Origin of the sequence: Streptomyces sp. NPDC004266, assembly GCF_042874095.1 — a bacterium.
Taxonomy (GTDB): Bacteria; Actinomycetota; Actinomycetes; order Streptomycetales; family Streptomycetaceae; genus Streptomyces.
On the sequence record NZ_JBIAMM010000021.1, the window covers coordinates 70,459 to 84,461 of the forward strand.

General features: G+C 70.4%; 11 protein-coding genes and 4 pseudogenes. 7 read left to right on the plus strand and 8 right to left on the minus strand.

Features of this window, described 5'->3' with window-relative positions; translation table 11 throughout:
• Window positions 1-71: 71 nt before the first annotated feature.
• From ACFYUZ_RS35545 to ACFYUZ_RS35555, 3 genes are all read right to left on the minus strand, one after another.
• Window positions 72-755: a hypothetical protein gene (locus ACFYUZ_RS35545; RefSeq protein ID WP_389316310.1), complete on the minus strand. Its 684-nt coding sequence runs from the start codon at window positions 753-755 to the stop codon at window positions 72-74.
• A 304-nt stretch (window positions 756-1,059) separates the two neighbouring features.
• On the minus strand, window positions 1,060-1,716 hold the full coding sequence (locus ACFYUZ_RS35550; protein WP_389316312.1) for a hypothetical protein: 657 nt from the start codon (window positions 1,714-1,716) through the stop codon (window positions 1,060-1,062).
• Between the two features lie 1,016 nt (window positions 1,717-2,732).
• A complete protein-coding gene (locus ACFYUZ_RS35555; RefSeq protein ID WP_389316314.1) occupies window positions 2,733-2,924 on the minus strand; it encodes a hypothetical protein in 192 nt (63 codons plus the stop codon).
• Window positions 2,925-3,583: 659 nt separating this feature from the next.
• Between ACFYUZ_RS35555 and ACFYUZ_RS35560 the strand changes: the two genes are divergently transcribed.
• The gene (locus tag ACFYUZ_RS35560; protein WP_389316315.1) at window positions 3,584-4,996 is read left to right on the plus strand and encodes an erythromycin esterase family protein; all 1,413 of its coding nucleotides are present in this window, start codon (window positions 3,584-3,586) and stop codon (window positions 4,994-4,996) included.
• 409 nt (window positions 4,997-5,405) lie between these two features.
• Here the strand turns inward: ACFYUZ_RS35560 and ACFYUZ_RS35565 are convergent.
• Together ACFYUZ_RS35565 and ACFYUZ_RS35570 are read right to left on the minus strand one after the other, a co-directional pair.
• Window positions 5,406-6,223, minus strand: a pseudogene (locus ACFYUZ_RS35565) (IS5 family transposase).
• Window positions 6,224-6,311: 88 nt separating this feature from the next.
• Window positions 6,312-7,030, minus strand: a pseudogene (locus ACFYUZ_RS35570) (IS5 family transposase); the annotation flags it as partial.
• Between ACFYUZ_RS35570 and ACFYUZ_RS35575 the strand changes: the two are divergent.
• The 3 genes and pseudogenes from ACFYUZ_RS35575 to ACFYUZ_RS35585 all read left to right on the plus strand — a co-directional run.
• The gene (locus tag ACFYUZ_RS35575) at window positions 6,959-7,543 is read left to right on the plus strand and encodes an SDR family NAD(P)-dependent oxidoreductase (RefSeq protein WP_389316317.1); all 585 of its coding nucleotides are present in this window, start codon (window positions 6,959-6,961) and stop codon (window positions 7,541-7,543) included. The pseudogene ACFYUZ_RS35570 and the gene ACFYUZ_RS35575 overlap by 72 nt on opposite strands.
• Entirely contained in the window at window positions 7,504-8,418 is a 915-nt protein-coding gene (locus ACFYUZ_RS35580) for a phosphotransferase family protein (RefSeq protein ID WP_389316318.1), read from the plus strand. The genes ACFYUZ_RS35575 and ACFYUZ_RS35580 overlap by 40 nt, the downstream gene beginning before the upstream one ends.
• 13 nt (window positions 8,419-8,431) lie before the next feature.
• Window positions 8,432-8,623: pseudogene (locus ACFYUZ_RS35585) on the plus strand (histidine phosphatase family protein); the annotation flags it as partial.
• 267 nt (window positions 8,624-8,890) lie between these two features.
• On the opposite strand, the gene ACFYUZ_RS35590 reads toward ACFYUZ_RS35585, so the two are convergent.
• On the minus strand, window positions 8,891-9,496 hold the full coding sequence (locus tag ACFYUZ_RS35590; protein WP_389316320.1) for a TetR/AcrR family transcriptional regulator: 606 nt from the start codon (window positions 9,494-9,496) through the stop codon (window positions 8,891-8,893).
• Between the two features lie 360 nt (window positions 9,497-9,856).
• Between ACFYUZ_RS35590 and ACFYUZ_RS35595 the strand changes: the two genes are divergently transcribed.
• The 3 genes and pseudogenes from ACFYUZ_RS35595 (at window position 9,857) to ACFYUZ_RS35605 (ending at window position 10,845) form a co-directional block, all read left to right on the plus strand.
• On the plus strand, window positions 9,857-10,045 hold the full coding sequence (locus ACFYUZ_RS35595) for a hypothetical protein (protein WP_389316321.1): 189 nt from the start codon (window positions 9,857-9,859) through the stop codon (window positions 10,043-10,045).
• Window positions 10,042-10,619, plus strand: a pseudogene (locus ACFYUZ_RS35600) (hypothetical protein). Before ACFYUZ_RS35595 ends, ACFYUZ_RS35600 begins: the two are co-directional and overlap by 4 nt.
• Window positions 10,620-10,632: 13 nt before the next feature.
• Window positions 10,633-10,845 (plus strand): hypothetical protein, encoded by a 213-nt coding sequence (locus ACFYUZ_RS35605; protein ID WP_389316322.1) that lies wholly within the window; start codon window positions 10,633-10,635, stop codon window positions 10,843-10,845.
• A gap of 130 nt (window positions 10,846-10,975) precedes the next feature.
• On the opposite strand, the gene ACFYUZ_RS35610 is transcribed toward ACFYUZ_RS35605, so the two are convergent.
• Window positions 10,976-12,574: a succinic semialdehyde dehydrogenase gene (locus tag ACFYUZ_RS35610; protein ID WP_389316323.1), complete on the minus strand. Its 1,599-nt coding sequence runs from the start codon at window positions 12,572-12,574 to the stop codon at window positions 10,976-10,978.
• Between the two features lie 24 nt (window positions 12,575-12,598).
• Window positions 12,599-13,519, minus strand: coding sequence for an acetoacetate decarboxylase family protein (locus ACFYUZ_RS35615; protein WP_389316324.1), 921 nt, complete (start codon window positions 13,517-13,519; stop codon window positions 12,599-12,601).
• Window positions 13,520-14,003: the final 484 nt, after the last annotated feature.

A 14,003-nucleotide genomic window follows, 5' to 3' on the forward strand; every position in this document is an offset into this window, starting at 1 on the left:
CCGCCACGTGCGAGAGTGCCGAGGCGGAGACCGAAAGCCATGACAGACCATGGCCCCCACGCCGGACCGTCTCAGAATTGCTCCGGGAGGACCTCCACGCCGGCCGCGAGCATCGCGGCGGTGACCCGTCGGGCCACGGCCTCGTCGCAGATCAGCAGCGTGGTCTGCGGATCGCCCCGGCGGCAGGGCAGGTGACCGCCGCCGGTCTCCAGCAACTGCCACTGGTCGCGTTCCGTGGTCCACAGCGGCTCGAGTTCGACCAAGGCGCGCTCGACCTCGGCCGCCTCGGCCGCAGCCCGGGCACGGCGGCCGGCCGGCGCGGTCGGCGGGGTGGCGTGCAGGGCAACGCTGGTCAGGTAGCCGTGCCCGTCAGCGGGCCGGATCTCCAGCTCTGGAGGCCGGTGGCCGCCGAGGGCCTCCAGCACCTCGGCGGCCGGGTAGCCGAACAGGTCGACGTCTCCGAGGACGACGGGTGTGCCGCCCGGGCCGCTCGACGCCGACCCGCCGCGACTCAGCACGACGGAGCGCAGTGGCGGTTCGCCGGGCCTGGCCGCGACCCGGTCCGCCTCGTCCGCGTGGGCGGCCACCTCGACGTCACCCCAGCGGGCGGTGTGGATCCAGGGGGCTTCCGGCAGCGCCCGGACGCGACCGAGCCCCGCCAGGACCTCGGCGGCCGTCCGCTCGTCCGCCCCGAAGCGGAGGGTGCCCGTGTCGCCGGGCAGGACGACCCCGACACCGGGCAGCAACTCGAACATCGGCCGATCGTGCACCAGGGCCCGGCGGGGCCGCAAGCGCCGGCGCGCCCGTCACGACGGATCGCCGCGTACAGAATGACCTTGGACTTCGGCAGCACGCGGGCCCCTCCTCGTGCAGAGCACACGCATGGTCCCGGGGCAAGCACCCTGCACTTCGCGGTCGAAGTCCCGCTGGTGATCGCCGACTGGGAGTTCACCGAGGCCGCCCCCGACCGCGACGGACGCGTCTACGCCAGGGCCTGTCTGATCATTCCCACCGAACCCGGCCGTGCGGCCTGGTCCGGCGCGACCTCTCGGACAGCCCCTAAGCCCTCTTCGCCCTGGCGGCAGGGGAGTCAGGGCCGCAGGACAGACGGGCCGCCTCCAGGGCCATTTCCCCTGCCTTCGCGTTCGTGACCGGGGTGGAGCACTCCAGGACGCCCGAGCCGTCGACGGTCCAGCCGACCGCATGGCCCGCCGCCCGCCGGCCGTCGCCGCAGGAGTACTGGAAGTCGGCACCGACCTCGTGCACCCAGGCGTACTCCACAAAGGTTCCGGCGCCGTCGACGCTGGTGGCGTCGGACCGGAAATCCGGGGCGGGCCTGTGGACATCGGTGAACTCGTGGTCATCGCCTTCGGCGGCGTCCGCTTCCCCGACGCGGGCCGCCAGCGAGCGGAGCACGGCCCTCGCGTCGACCCGGGGACCCTTCTCGAAGGTGACGGCGGTGGCCGGGACGTGGAGCGGGGCCGGCTCGTGCGTCAGTGCGCCGCCTCCCTTGCCCAGCTGCTGCTTCTCGGTGACGCCGGTCAGCACGTCGCGCACGTCGACGTCGGACCAGGTGTACGTGCCGTTCGCGCAGACCGCGCCGGTCGTCCGCGTGGTCCGCTCGGCCGTGCCGCCGCCCTCGTTCGTGCAGGCGACCGCGCCGGCGAGCAGCGCGGCGACGGCGCACGCGGAGAGGCCGGACTTCGTGATCTTCATGCTCGGATCCCCCTGATGTCTCGTGCCATTGGTCGATGGCAGATTTGATCGTGGCGCTGGGGCACCGGTCTGGGAAGGGACTTGAGCCACTTCTGAGCTCGGTCACGAGACTTGCGGGTCTTTTGGCCCCTGGCTTGGTCAGGACGGGAGGGCGCCTGGGGGGTTCCTTGTCGATCATGTGTCGAGCCAGGTGAGGGCACCGGCGAGGGTGAGGGCGGCGAGGCAGTGGTCGGGGTGCTTGTCGTGGCGGGTGGCGAGGCCGCGCCACGGCTTGAGCTGATGGAAGCAGCGTTCTACGACGTTGCGGCGCTGGTAGGCGGCCTTGCCGAACCCGCAGGGCCGTTCACGACGCCGACCCCCTTGGCCCCGGCCCTGAGATCCCCGAGCGGACCGCCCGCGACCCGCGTGCCCTGACCGCCGCCGAGCGCGCCGCCGCGGGCGAGTGGACAGCCGCCCCCGCTCCCGTACCGCCGACGGAGCCTCGGCCCGCCCGACGTCGTCTCGGCGGTGGTCCGGCCGGCCCTGGTACCGGGGCGGCTCTGTAGGGCCGGCGGCAGCCCGCGCCGGTACGGCATGCGCAGGTAAGCGTCCTGTCGGTGGCGACGTGTGTGCACGCGTCTCAGTTGGTCGCGATGACGATGACGATGATGAGGCCGTGATGATGATGGCGAGGCAGCCGTAGAGGTTCTGTACCCGGCGTTCGGACTCTGCTTTCGCTCTTCCGAAGTCGTAGGGCAGGAGGTTGCGGTTGGCGGCGAGGGGAGTGCCGCACCGTCGGCAGGACTGCCGGACTACGTAGTGCAGATGGACCGTGATGGGCGCGGCATGGCACTTGGGGCATTCGACGTCAACGGTGAACAGCTCTCGCTGCGAGAGTATTCGAGGCTTGGCCGGCCTTGGCCACGTGGGAGTGGAGGGTTGAGGCGGAGGCATGTTGTTCAGGACGCCGCAGCGGGTGCACTTCCACCCTTGCGAGGTGTCTCCCTCATGCGGTTTCTTGCAGGTTCGGCACTGCATCAGTCGGTCTCCACTGGAGGTGGCTGCGGAACGGCCGGCCTGGGGCCGTCTGGGCAGTCGCTGTCGTCGGCGCGGCGGCCGCCGCCCTTGCCGCGGCCGGGGGCGTCGTGGCGCTGCCAGGTGGCGAGGGGGACGCGGGCGCGGGCGGCGATGTCGGTCTCGTTGATGACGGGCCGGCTGTGGGGGATCACGTTGTCTCCTCGGGGCTGCCGGGTGGCGGAAGGGGCCGGTAGGGGCCGGTAGGGCAGGGGTGCAGGGACGATCTCTTTCGTGCCTGGACTTTGCAGGTGCCAGCGGTGTGCCGGGCCGCTCCCTGAGCGGCCCTCCGCCGGCTTCGCCTTTTGGGAACTCACCAACTTGACACTTTCAACATCACAGGATTTCCGCTCGATTGGAGAACAGGCGGTCCCTCACGGATGCGTCGACGTCGGTTACGCAGTAGGGGAGATGCCGACGGGGCGCGCCCAGGCACGGAGGAGGCGCACCCCAGGCCCTGGAGGCGCGGCGCGGTTGGACCGGCCGAGTGGGGTGCGGCGCGGTCCTGGCCGGATCAGGCTGGAGGAGGGGGCGCAGTAGTCCGGCCAGCACCCCACCACGCTCCGCCTTCCCCGCCGTACTGGGCTGGCGGCTGTCGAGCGGCGGGCAGTGGGCGAGGAGCCGGCCGAGGGCGGCAGGAGCGGATCGCCGATCGCCGATACCTCCTGAACTCAAGCAAGACGACCTCCTTCCCCCTCACGACCGGGACCGGGGGCCCAGCCTCCCGCTCCTCGATGGGTGTAGCTGGCTCCCGGGCCGGTCGGGGGGCGCGCTGGATGGTCCGGGGTGCCCCCGCGCGGCGAGAGTGGGGCCCATGAACACGCACAAGGCCCTGCTCGCCGCCCTGCTCGTCCCGCTCGGTGCCACCCTGGCCCTCGCCCCGACCGCCTCCGCCGCCACCCCACCTGCCCCGGCCGTCACATCGGTCTCCGCTGCCGACGCCGCGCCCGTCGGCCCGGAGGAGGCCGTGGCCGCCGCGTTCCGCTCTCCCGAGGCGGCCCTGGGCCGGGTGGCGCACCCGCTGCGCACCACCGAGCCCCGTGGCGGTCTGGCCGACCTGCGCCCGTTCGGCCGGATGGTCGGCGACGCCCGGGTGGTGGGCCTGGGCGAGGCCACCCACAGCTCGCACGAGTTCTTCACCGTCAAGCACCGCATCCTGCGGTACCTGGTGGAGGAGAAGGGCTTTCGGGCCTTCGCCCTCGAAGCGCCGTGGAGCACCGGACTGCGGCTCGATGCCTACCTCCTGCGTGGCGAGGGCGACTTGAAGCAGATCATGGACGAGGAGTTCCAGGGCACCTACCGGTGGTGGAACAACGCCGAGTACCGGGATCTGCTCCAGTGGATCCGCGCGTACAACGTCAAGCACCCCGATGACCCGGTCCGCTTCGTCGGCGACGACGGCGGGTTCGCCGGCGCGGAGCTGTACGACAAGGTGAGCGCCTACGCGGTGGCGGCCCGCCCCGACCTCACCCCGCAGCTCACTGAGCTGTACCGGGGCCTGCGGCCCGCCACCGACGCCGAGACGTACGTCAACGACTACCTGTCGAAGCCGATGGCCGAACGCAAGGAGCTCGCCGAGCGGACCGGCCGGGCGGTGGACCTGCTCAAGCAGCGGCCCGCCACGGGCGCCGACGCCGACGCGCACGCCTGGGCCGTCCAGCACGCCACCGCGATCCACCAGATGACCACGCTGTTCGCCTTCGACTGGGACGACCCCCAGGACATCCCCGACATCATGCTCTACCGCGACCGGATCATGGCGGAGAACATCGCCTGGTGGCAGCGGCAGACCGGCGACAAGATCATGCTCGCCGCCCACAACGGCCACATCGCCCTCAAGACCTACATCCCCGGCGCCTACCCGAAGGTCCAGGGCGACTTCCTGCGCGAACAGCTGGGCGCCGGCTACCTGAGTGTCGGACTCACCTTCGACCGCGGCTCGTTCAACGCCTTCGGCCCAGACGGCGCCGTCCACCGTTTCACCGTCGGCCCGGCCGCGCCCGGCACCATCGAGCACACTCTGGACCGGGTGCGGTACCGCGACTTCGTGGTGGATCTGCGCAACGCCCCGGCGGCGGCCCGCGCCTGGCTCGCCGCACCGCACACCGTCAAGAACATCGGCGCCACCTACCCCGGGATCGCGGACGCCCCCCAGATCCGGCTCTCGGAGTCGTACGACGTCGTGATCCACCTCCAGCAGGTGGAGGCGGCCCACCTGCTCAAGTAGCACCGGGCCCGCCCGGTGCAGCGGCAGCGCGGGAAGTCGGCTGATCCGATGTCCCGCGCCGCCGGCGATGGGCGCCCTCCTTGACGGAGCGCGCGATGGCCCCCTCACGCAGTCGCTGTCCTTCTCTGCATCGGCCTCCCTGCGCATGCTCCTGCTCCGATTCACCGCGACGCGAGCCCTCGCGCCCGCCGCCGAGTGGACTTCACCGCTCACCGCGTGAACCGCCCCCGGCCCTTTTGTGTCAGTCGGGGCCGTGTCTGCCGGGGAAGCGAGGGCGCGCTGGAGGTGTACCTGGCGGCCGAGACAAGCCCCGGGACCGGCGAGGCGACCCATGGGCTTGGCCGGCGCTGCCTCCTGCGGCTCTTCGCACCAAGGCATGCCAAGGCGTGCCGAGGCGCTCTTAGAGGTCCTAACAAAGGCGCTGGACGTGTCGGTAGGTGATGAGGCAGGTGGCGAGGCCGAGGAAGGCCTCGTGGATGTCGTCACGTCGCTCCCAGCGGACTCGGAGACGCCGGAAGCCGTGCAGCCAGACGATCGTCCGCTCGACAACCCATCGGTAGACACCAAGGCCGGAGCCGTGCGGGACACCGCGCCGGGCGATCAACGGCTTGATGCCCTGAGCCCAGACCAGGCGACGGTACTTGTCGTGGTCGTAACCCCGGTCGGCCAACAGCACGTCAGGCCGTCGCCTGGGCCGGCCGACCAGGCCGGCGACGGACGGGACCTTCGCGAGCAGGGGCAACAGCTGGGTGACGTCGTTGCGGTTTCCGCCGGTCAGCGACACCGCGAGCGGAATGCCTTGCCCGTCGACGAGGACGTGGTGCTTGCTGCCCGACCATCCTCGGTCGACCGGGCTGGGCCCGCTTTTGGGCCCCTGCGGGCAGCCCGGACATGGCTGGAGTCGATCACCGCCCGCGACCAGTCCAGCTGCTTCGCCGAACGCAGCTTCGTCAGCAGGATGGCATGGAGCCGGTCCCAGACACCGGCCTCATTCCACGCGGCCAGCCGTCGCCAGCACGTCATGCCGGAGCCGAATCCGAGCTCCTGGGGCAGGTACTCCCACTGGATGCCGGTGTGCAGGACGAACAGGATCCCGCACAGAGCCTGCCGGTCCGGCACCCGCGGCCGCCCCGCCACCAGCTTCGGCGCCGGGACCGGCAACAACGGCTCGACCAGCGACCACAGTTCGTCCGAGACGATCCACGGCCGGGAGTTCCTCTTCGCCACGAACAGACCAACGAGCAGCCAAGCAGACAGTCACATGATCAACAGCTTCTGTTAGGGCCTCTAAACCCCTAGGTTCTGTCGTCAAATGTCACGCCCACATCAGGAGTGAGGCGAGGGTGACGGCTGCTTCGCAGGACTGGACGGTCTTGTCGTGGCGGGTCGCGATCCCGCGCCACTGCTTCAGGCGGGCGAAGCAGCGTTCCACGACGTTGCGCCGCTGGTAGGCCTCGCAGCCGAAGGCCGACGGGCGGCCGCTGCGGCTGCCGCGCCGGGCCCGGTTGCCGACCTGGTCGGCCCGCTCGGAAATCGTGTGCGGGATACCTCGGCGGCGGAGCCAGGCGCGGATCGCCTTCGAGATGTAGCCCTTGTCGCCCAGGACGTGATCAGGCCGGGTGCGGGGCCGTCCCGGGCCAAGGCGGGGCACCCGGATCGCTTCCACCACAGTGGTGCACCGGGTGCGGTCGTTGGTGTTGCCGCCTGTGGCGACGAAGGCGAACGGACGGCCCCTGCCGTCACAAGCCAGGTGAATCTTGCTAGTCAGGCTGCCTCTGGACCGGCCGAGGGCCGGGTCGCGGAGCCCCTTTTTCGGGCACCGGCCGCGTGCTGGTGGACCCGGACGATCGTGGAATCGACGGACACCAGCCACTCGATGTCGCCCGCCGCGTCCGCCTTCGCCTACGCGGCCCGTAACATCCGGTCGAACGCCCCGTCTGCCGCCCATCTGCGAAAACGCGTATGCAGCGTTGCCCACGGACCATAGCGCTCGGGCACGTCCCGCCAAGCCGTCCTGGTACCGATCGCCTGCAAGCGCTCCGCGAAGAACTCCTCGCCGCACACCCGGGCATCAAGGTGTCCGTACGCAGCCTCGACGTCAACGACCAGCAGCAGGTCTTCGACGCCTTCCACGCGCTGCGCGAAGACCTGGACGGCCCGGATCGGATCATCGTCAACGCCGGTCTGGGCAAAGGGAAACCGATCGGAACCGGCCGCTTCGACGCCAACCTGCAGACCGCCCGGACCAACTTCACCGCCGCCCTCGTGCAGTGCGAGGCCATCATGGAGACCTTCCGCGCCCAGGGCTCTGGGCACCTCGTGGTCGTCTCCTCCATGAGCGCCCTGCGCGGCCTTCCCCGCAACCTCACCACCTACGCGGCCAGCAAGGCCGGCCTGTCCGCCCTCGCCGAAGGCATCCGGGCCGAGATGACCGTCACCCCACACCCATCGCCGTCACCACCCTCCTCCCTGGCTACATCGCCACCGACCAGAGCGCGATTCACGCCATGGACGCCTTCGACGTCGAAGGCGTCCGCGCCTGGCTGACGCCGCAGATGGACGGCCTTACGGACCCCGGCCCCGAAGTCGCCCCGTTCACGGGCGGCGCATCGAACCTCGCCTACCTGCTGAACTACCCGCATTTGAGAACAGAGTTGATTCTGCGCCGCCGGCCGGCGGGCAAGAAGGCCGGCTCCGCGCACGGCATGGCCCGTGAGTACCGCGTCCAAAAGGCGCTGGAACCCGTCTTCCCGCTCGTCCCCACCGTCCGGGCGCTCTGCCAGGACCCTGACGTCATCGGCGCCGACTTCTACGTCATGGGCAAGGTGCCCGGACTCATCCTCCGCGGAAAACTCCCGGAAGGCATGGCCCTGTCACCCAGCAGGGCGCGGGCACTGTCGGAGGTCTTCGTCGGCACCCTCGCCGACCCGCAGCGGGTCGACCCCGCAACGGCCGGACTCGACGACCTCGGCAAGGGCGAAGGCTACGTCCGCCGGCAGGTGGAGGGCTGGACCCGCCACTACGCACAGGCCCGCATCTGGAACACGCCCGGCTTCCGGCACGTGACGGCCTGGCTGGCCGACCACCAGCCCGACGGCACCGCCCTCTGCGTCGTCCACAACGACTGGCGCCCTGAGAACCTCGTCCTCCACGAGGAGACCCTCCAGGTCGCCGGAGCCCTCGACTGGGAACTGGCCACCCTGGTCGACCCGCTGATGGACCTCGGCAGTGCCATGGCCTACCGGGTGCAGGCCGACGACAGCCGCATGGCCCGGGCGATGCGCCCCCAGCCCAGTCACCTGCCCGGCATGCTCACCCGCGCGGAGACCGTCGAACGGCACTGCGACCGGACGGGTCTCTCCGCCGAGAACTGGTCTTTCTGCGAGGTCTTCGGCCTGTTCCGGATCGCCGTGATCGCCTAACAGGAGCACCCCCATGCCCCTCATCTGCCTCGTCCGTCACGGCCAGGCGTCCTTCGCCGCGAGAGACTACGACGTCCTGTCCGACCTCGGCCGCGCTCAGGGTTCCGTCGTCGGCCAGGAACTCGCCCGTCGCGGGCTGCGCGACCCGTACCTCGTCGCCGGCACCCTCACCCGCCAGCGCGACACCGCCCGCATCGCCGCCGACGCAGCAGGATTCCAGGGGCCGCTGCATCAGGACGCCCGCTGGAACAAGTACGACCACCTCGCCCTGCTGGCCCGTTACGCTCCCGCACCCGACAAGGAGCGGTCCGTGCAGGACCTGTTCGACCATGCCCTGATGGCTTGGATGAAGGACTCCGAGCCCCGAGGGCGGAACCTGGGCCGCGTTCGCGGAGGGCGCCGTCGCCGCGCTGGCCGAGCTGCCCGCCGCGCTCGGCCGACGACGCGACGCGGTCGTGTTCACTTCCGGCGGTCAGCTCGCCGCGGCCGCCTTCTGGATCACGGGGGAGGCGGTGAACAGGGCGATCACGGAGGAACGGACCTGGTCGGCGACGGCCTCGGGGGTGGAGGCGTCGAGCTTGCCGTCGAGGTGCAGGAACGCCAGGCCGTGGACGAGGGCCCAGACGGTGGTCGACAGGGCACCGGTGTCCTCAGCCCCGGGGAAGGCGTCGCGGACGATGCCCTGGACGTACGCGGAGATGGCGGCGGTCGCGGCGACGCGTTCCTCGCTGGTCGGGTCGCAGGGTTCGGCGAACATGACGCGGAACATCGCGGGGTGGTCGAGCGCGAACCGGACGTAGGCGGTGGCGACGGCGGCCAGATCGTCGGGGGTCGACGGGGCGGGGTGGGCCGCTGTCAGATGCTGGGCGAGCTCGCGGTAGCCCTCGGCGGCGACCGCGGAGACGAGCGCCTCGCGGTCCGCGTAGTGACGGTAGGGGGCCGTGGCCGAGACTCCGGCCCTGCGGGCGACCGCGCGCAGCGAGAGGGCCGCGCTGCCGTCCTCCTCCAGGAGTTCCCGTGCCGCCCGCAGACAGGCGGCCCGCAGGTCACCGTGATGATACGCACTGGCCTGTGGCATGGGTCACACTCTCTTTCCCTATGTTTGCGGTGCCGACATCGCGCCCTAATGTGAACGGTGCATACATCTTAAATGATCGAAAGGGAAGAGGGAAACAGGGATGGCCGATGAGCTGTTCTCCCCGCTGCTCCTGCGCTCCGGGCAGGTGCTGAAGAACCGGATCGCGAAGGCGGCCATGGAAGAGAACATGGCCGACGACGGCCAACTCCTCGGAGGACGGATACTCACCCTCCACCGACGCTGGGCCGTCGGCGGCGCCGGGCTGCTGATCACCGGCAACGTGATGGTCCACGCCGAAGCGCTGACCGGCCCCGCCGGAGTCGTACTCGACCAGTACACGCCCCTGAAGCCCTTCACCGAGTGGCGAAGGTGGCCAAGTCCGGCGGAGGCATGGTCTGGATGCAGATCAACCACCCCGGCCGTCAGGTGCCCGCCGACATGCCCGGCGTGGCCTGGGGGCCGTCCGACATCGGCGTGTCCCTGGGCGAGCACAGCAGCCGCTTCGGCCGCCCCACCGCCATGACCCCCAGCAGATCGACGACACCGTGACCCGGTTCGCCATCACAGCCCACCTCGCCGAAAAGGCCGGCTTCGACGGCGTCGAGGTACACGCCGCCCACGGCTACCTCCTCTCGCAGTTCCTCTCCCCCTGGTCAACAAGCGCACCGACCAGTGGGGCGGATCGCTGCGCAACCGCGCCCGTCTGCTCCTGGACATCGTCCGCGCCATCCGCATCGCCGTCTTCCCGGCCTTCGCGGTCGCGGTGAAGCTCAACTCCGCCGACTTCCAGCGCGGGGGCTTCGACGCCGACGACGCCCGCCAGGTCATCGAGATGCTCGAACCGCTCGGCGTCGACCTGGTCGAACTGTCCGGCGGCAGCTATGAGAGCCCGGCCATGACCGGCCGCCCCGCCGACGACCGCACCCAGGCCCGCGAGGCCTACTTCCTCGACCTCGCCAAGGACCTCGTCAAGACCAGCCCCCTGCCCCTCATGCTCACCGGCGGCATCAACCGCCGCGTCACCGCAGAGCGCGTCCTCTACAACGGTGTGGCGCTCGTCGGCATGGGAACCGCCCTCACCCTCACCCCCCGACCTCCCCCGGCGCTGGTGGGACTACCGTGAGGCCGGCCGCACAATGGAACCGCTGACCTGGTCCGACAAAGCCCTTGCCGCAACCGCCGGCATGGCCAGGGTGCGGCACCAGATGCGCCGCCTTGCCCGCGGACGCAACACCAAGCCCGACACCAGCCCCCTGCTCGCACTGATCTCCGAACGCCGCAAGCAGCGCAGTGCCCTGCGCAGCTACCGAGCCTGGCTCGCCGCGACAGGGAAGAGCAAGGCGAACTGAGTCGCACCACGACCGGCCGGCGCCATAGCTACGCAGTCGCGGTACTCGTCCCGCCCACCGACGGCGTGGCGCGGCGGTGGACCAGGCGGAGTTTTACGGATGTGACGGGCGGCTTCGGAGTGCCCGGAGTTCAGCGGACCCCCACTGCCTTCATGACCTTCAGAGCGCTGGTCAGGAGCGTGGCCCACGTCTCGGGGCTGATGCGGGACGGCGGGTAGAAGCCCTGGATGCGCTGGTGGGCGACGGTCTGGGCCTCGGTGTATTTGAGGATGCCGTCGGCGCCGTGACGGCGGCCGAGCCCGGAGTCGCCCATGCCGCCCATGGGGGCGTCGATGCTTCCCCAGGCCGCGGCGAAGGCTTCGTTGACGTTGACGGTGCCGGCGTGGACGCGGGCGGCTACGGCCCGGCCGCGCGCGCCGTTGCCCGACCAGACACTGGCGTTGAGGCCGTAGGCGGTGGCGTTGGCCATGGCGATGGCCTCATCGACGTCGCGGTAGGAGTAGAGGGAGACGACGGGGCCGAACGTCTCGTGGTCGTACACCGTCATGTCGGAAGTGACGTCGGTGAGGATGGTCGGCTCGTGGAAAAGCGGCCCGAGGTCGGGGCGTGCCTTGCCGCCGGCGAGGACGGTGGCGCCCTTGGACACGGCGTCGGCGACGTGTGCGGTGACGGTCTTGAGCTGGGACGGGGTGGTGAGGCTGCCGACGTCGATGCTGTAGTCGTACGCGGCACCGATCTTGAGCTTCTTGGTCCGCGCGACGAACGCGGCGACGAACTTGTCGCGGATCGACTCGGCCACGTAGAGGCGCTCGATGGAGACGCACAGCTGGCCGGCGGAGGGGAAGCAGGCGTTGACGGCGCCCTCGGCGGCCTTGTCGATGTCGGCGTCGTCCAGGACGATCATGGCGTTCTTGCCGCCGAGCTCCAGGGAGGCGCCGATGAGGCGCCTGCCGGCGTCGCTCGCGATCTGGCGACCGGTGGAGGTGGAGCCGGTGAACATCATGTAGCTGGCGTTGTCCATCAGCGCGCCGCCGATGGAGCTGCCCCGTCCGATCACCATCTGCCAGACATCGGCCGGAAGGCCCGCCTCGTACATGAGGTTCATGGACCACAGGGCGGTGAGGGCGGTCTGGGTGTCGGGCTTCTGCACGACGGCGTTGCCGGCCATCAGTGCCGCGATGGTGTCGCTGGCGGCCATGCTGAGCGGGTAGTTCCACGGCGAGATGACGGTGACGACGCCCTTGGGGTGGCGCAGCTCGGTGGTGTGGGTGAGCAGCGGTATCGCGCCGCGGCGACGCTTGGGGCTGAGGTACTTGGCGGCAGTGCGGGCGTAGTAGCGGGAGACGATGCCGATGTCGAGGACCTCGAGGTAGGCGTCACGGCGCGTCTTGCCGTTCTCGGCCTGCATCAGGTCCAGCGCCTCGTCCTGCCGCGCCAGGACGAGGTCGTGGTAGCGCAGCAGGATCCGCTTGCGCTCCGCGATCGGAGTGGCTGCCCAGGACTTCTGCGCGGTCCGGGCCCGCCCGAACGCGGCCTCGACGTCCGCAGGGGTGGAGACGGGGAGGTCGGCCAGGGGAACGCCGGTGTAGGGGGCGTTGGTGGTGACCCGTGCGGCATCGGGGGCGGCCGAGACCCGCGCGGTCAGCCGCGTGAGCAGGGCCGGGGTGAGGGACGCGGGCAGGGCCGGGCCGCGGGCGGTCTTCGTGCGGGTGGCGTGATCGGTGACCATGGCAGGACTCCTTGTTGCTTGCTGCTACTTGTTCCGGCTCTGGACCGAGGTGGGCACCGGCATGTGGAGGGCGGCCTGGCCCTCGGTCATGACGTCGAACTGGATGGTCCGCTTCGGCTTCAGCGACCGCAGGTCGTCGGACATGCGGCCCTCACCGAGCTGAAGGGCGATGCCGCTGCTGCTGCGCGTCGTGCCGGCGTTCAGCACGTTGGTCTGGTTCAGCGTGGAGTGCCACGCGCCGTTGATCGTCGTGTACGAGGTGAGCGAACCGACGCGCTCCCCGCTCGGGTAGGCCCGCTGGGCCGGGGTGGTCGCCAGAAGCGACAGATCGACTCCGCCGGCGTCGTTGGCCACGCGGGCGGTCGTCCGGTGGTCGTCGATGTCGACGTCGAGCTCGGTGACCCACTTGGGGAAGCCGTAGCCGTCGTGGCCGCGGACCTGCGCGATGTCGGTGTTCACCGGCAGCGACAGCACGTAGGCGTCGAGGTGCTCGTTCTTCAGGCCGGTGACGAGGTCGAAGAAGCCGAGCTTGCCGTGCCGCGCGGGCTTGACGGCGATGCCGACGGCCGCTTCGGTGTAGAAGTCGATGTCGCACACGTCGTAGCGGAAGAACATGACCGAGATCAGTCCGAGGCCCGGCACGATCTCCAGCGGCCAGAGGTCCTCGGGCAGACGGCTGCGGATCGCACGGGTCGGCGCGATCATCGTGAGCCGGGCGCTCGACATCGTGTAGTAGAAGTTCGGGGTGAGCGTGGGACCGATGGGCGAGTCGACCTTGATCTTGGGCAGCCGGCGGAAGAAGTCCACACTGCTGACGCGGGGGTCGCGGGCGATGGCGTCGAGGTCGGGGTTCATTCGGTACCGGTCGTACAGGCCGCCCTTCGGGACCGTGACCTCACGGCTGCCCAGGTTGACCTTGAGGGTGTCCTTCTGCGTTGAAGACATGGGGGCTCCTTCACTAGGCATGTAAGCGGTGTACACATGACTGTAGGGGTGCGATGTATGCACCGTCAACAACGGTGTGTGGGGATTCTGCAGATGGCTTTCGGGGCGATGGCAGGGGCATTTCAGTGTCTGCGGCACCGGGGTGCGCCGAGGGGGGAGGGTCAGGACTGCCGCACCGAATTCAACCTGCTGGACAGGTGATTCGAGGCGGTCGGAAGCGGCATCGGGACGGTTGCGCGCGAGTGGATTTGTGGCGAGCCCTGTTTCGCCACGGCGGCGCAGGGCCACCACGGGAGGCGAGCCCCTGACGGTTGCCTGCCCGGTCGGCGGGAGGCCGCCACGCTGCACTGCACCCGGCATCCGCCGCCAGTGCCTGGAGCATGCTCACAAGACGGCCCTCGACACGGCCCTGCACGACCTGATCGAGCACGAGGATCGCAGGATCCGCAACGTGACCAGAGTTTCCGCTGCGTCTCATGCCGCC

Bases quoted from the DNA above. Each gene is read 5' to 3' on its own strand.
- ACFYUZ_RS35545 (WP_389316310.1), bottom strand. From the start codon at position 755: ATGTTCGAGTTGCTGCCCGGTGTCGGGGTCGTCCTGCCCGGCGACACG.
- ACFYUZ_RS35550 (WP_389316312.1), bottom strand. From the start codon at position 1,716: ATGAAGATCACGAAGTCCGGCCTCTCCGCGTGCGCCGTCGCCGCGCTG.
- ACFYUZ_RS35560 (WP_389316315.1), top strand. From the start codon at position 3,584: ATGAACACGCACAAGGCCCTGCTCGCCGCCCTGCTCGTCCCGCTCGGT.
- ACFYUZ_RS35575 (WP_389316317.1), top strand. From the start codon at position 6,959: ATGCAGCGTTGCCCACGGACCATAGCGCTCGGGCACGTCCCGCCAAGC.
- ACFYUZ_RS35580 (WP_389316318.1), top strand. From the start codon at position 7,504: ATGGACGCCTTCGACGTCGAAGGCGTCCGCGCCTGGCTGACGCCGCAG.
- ACFYUZ_RS35590 (WP_389316320.1), bottom strand. From the start codon at position 9,496: ATGCCACAGGCCAGTGCGTATCATCACGGTGACCTGCGGGCCGCCTGT.
- ACFYUZ_RS35605 (WP_389316322.1), top strand. From the start codon at position 10,633: ATGGAACCGCTGACCTGGTCCGACAAAGCCCTTGCCGCAACCGCCGGC.
- ACFYUZ_RS35610 (WP_389316323.1), bottom strand. From the start codon at position 12,574: ATGGTCACCGATCACGCCACCCGCACGAAGACCGCCCGCGGCCCGGCC.
- ACFYUZ_RS35615 (WP_389316324.1), bottom strand. From the start codon at position 13,519: ATGTCTTCAACGCAGAAGGACACCCTCAAGGTCAACCTGGGCAGCCGT.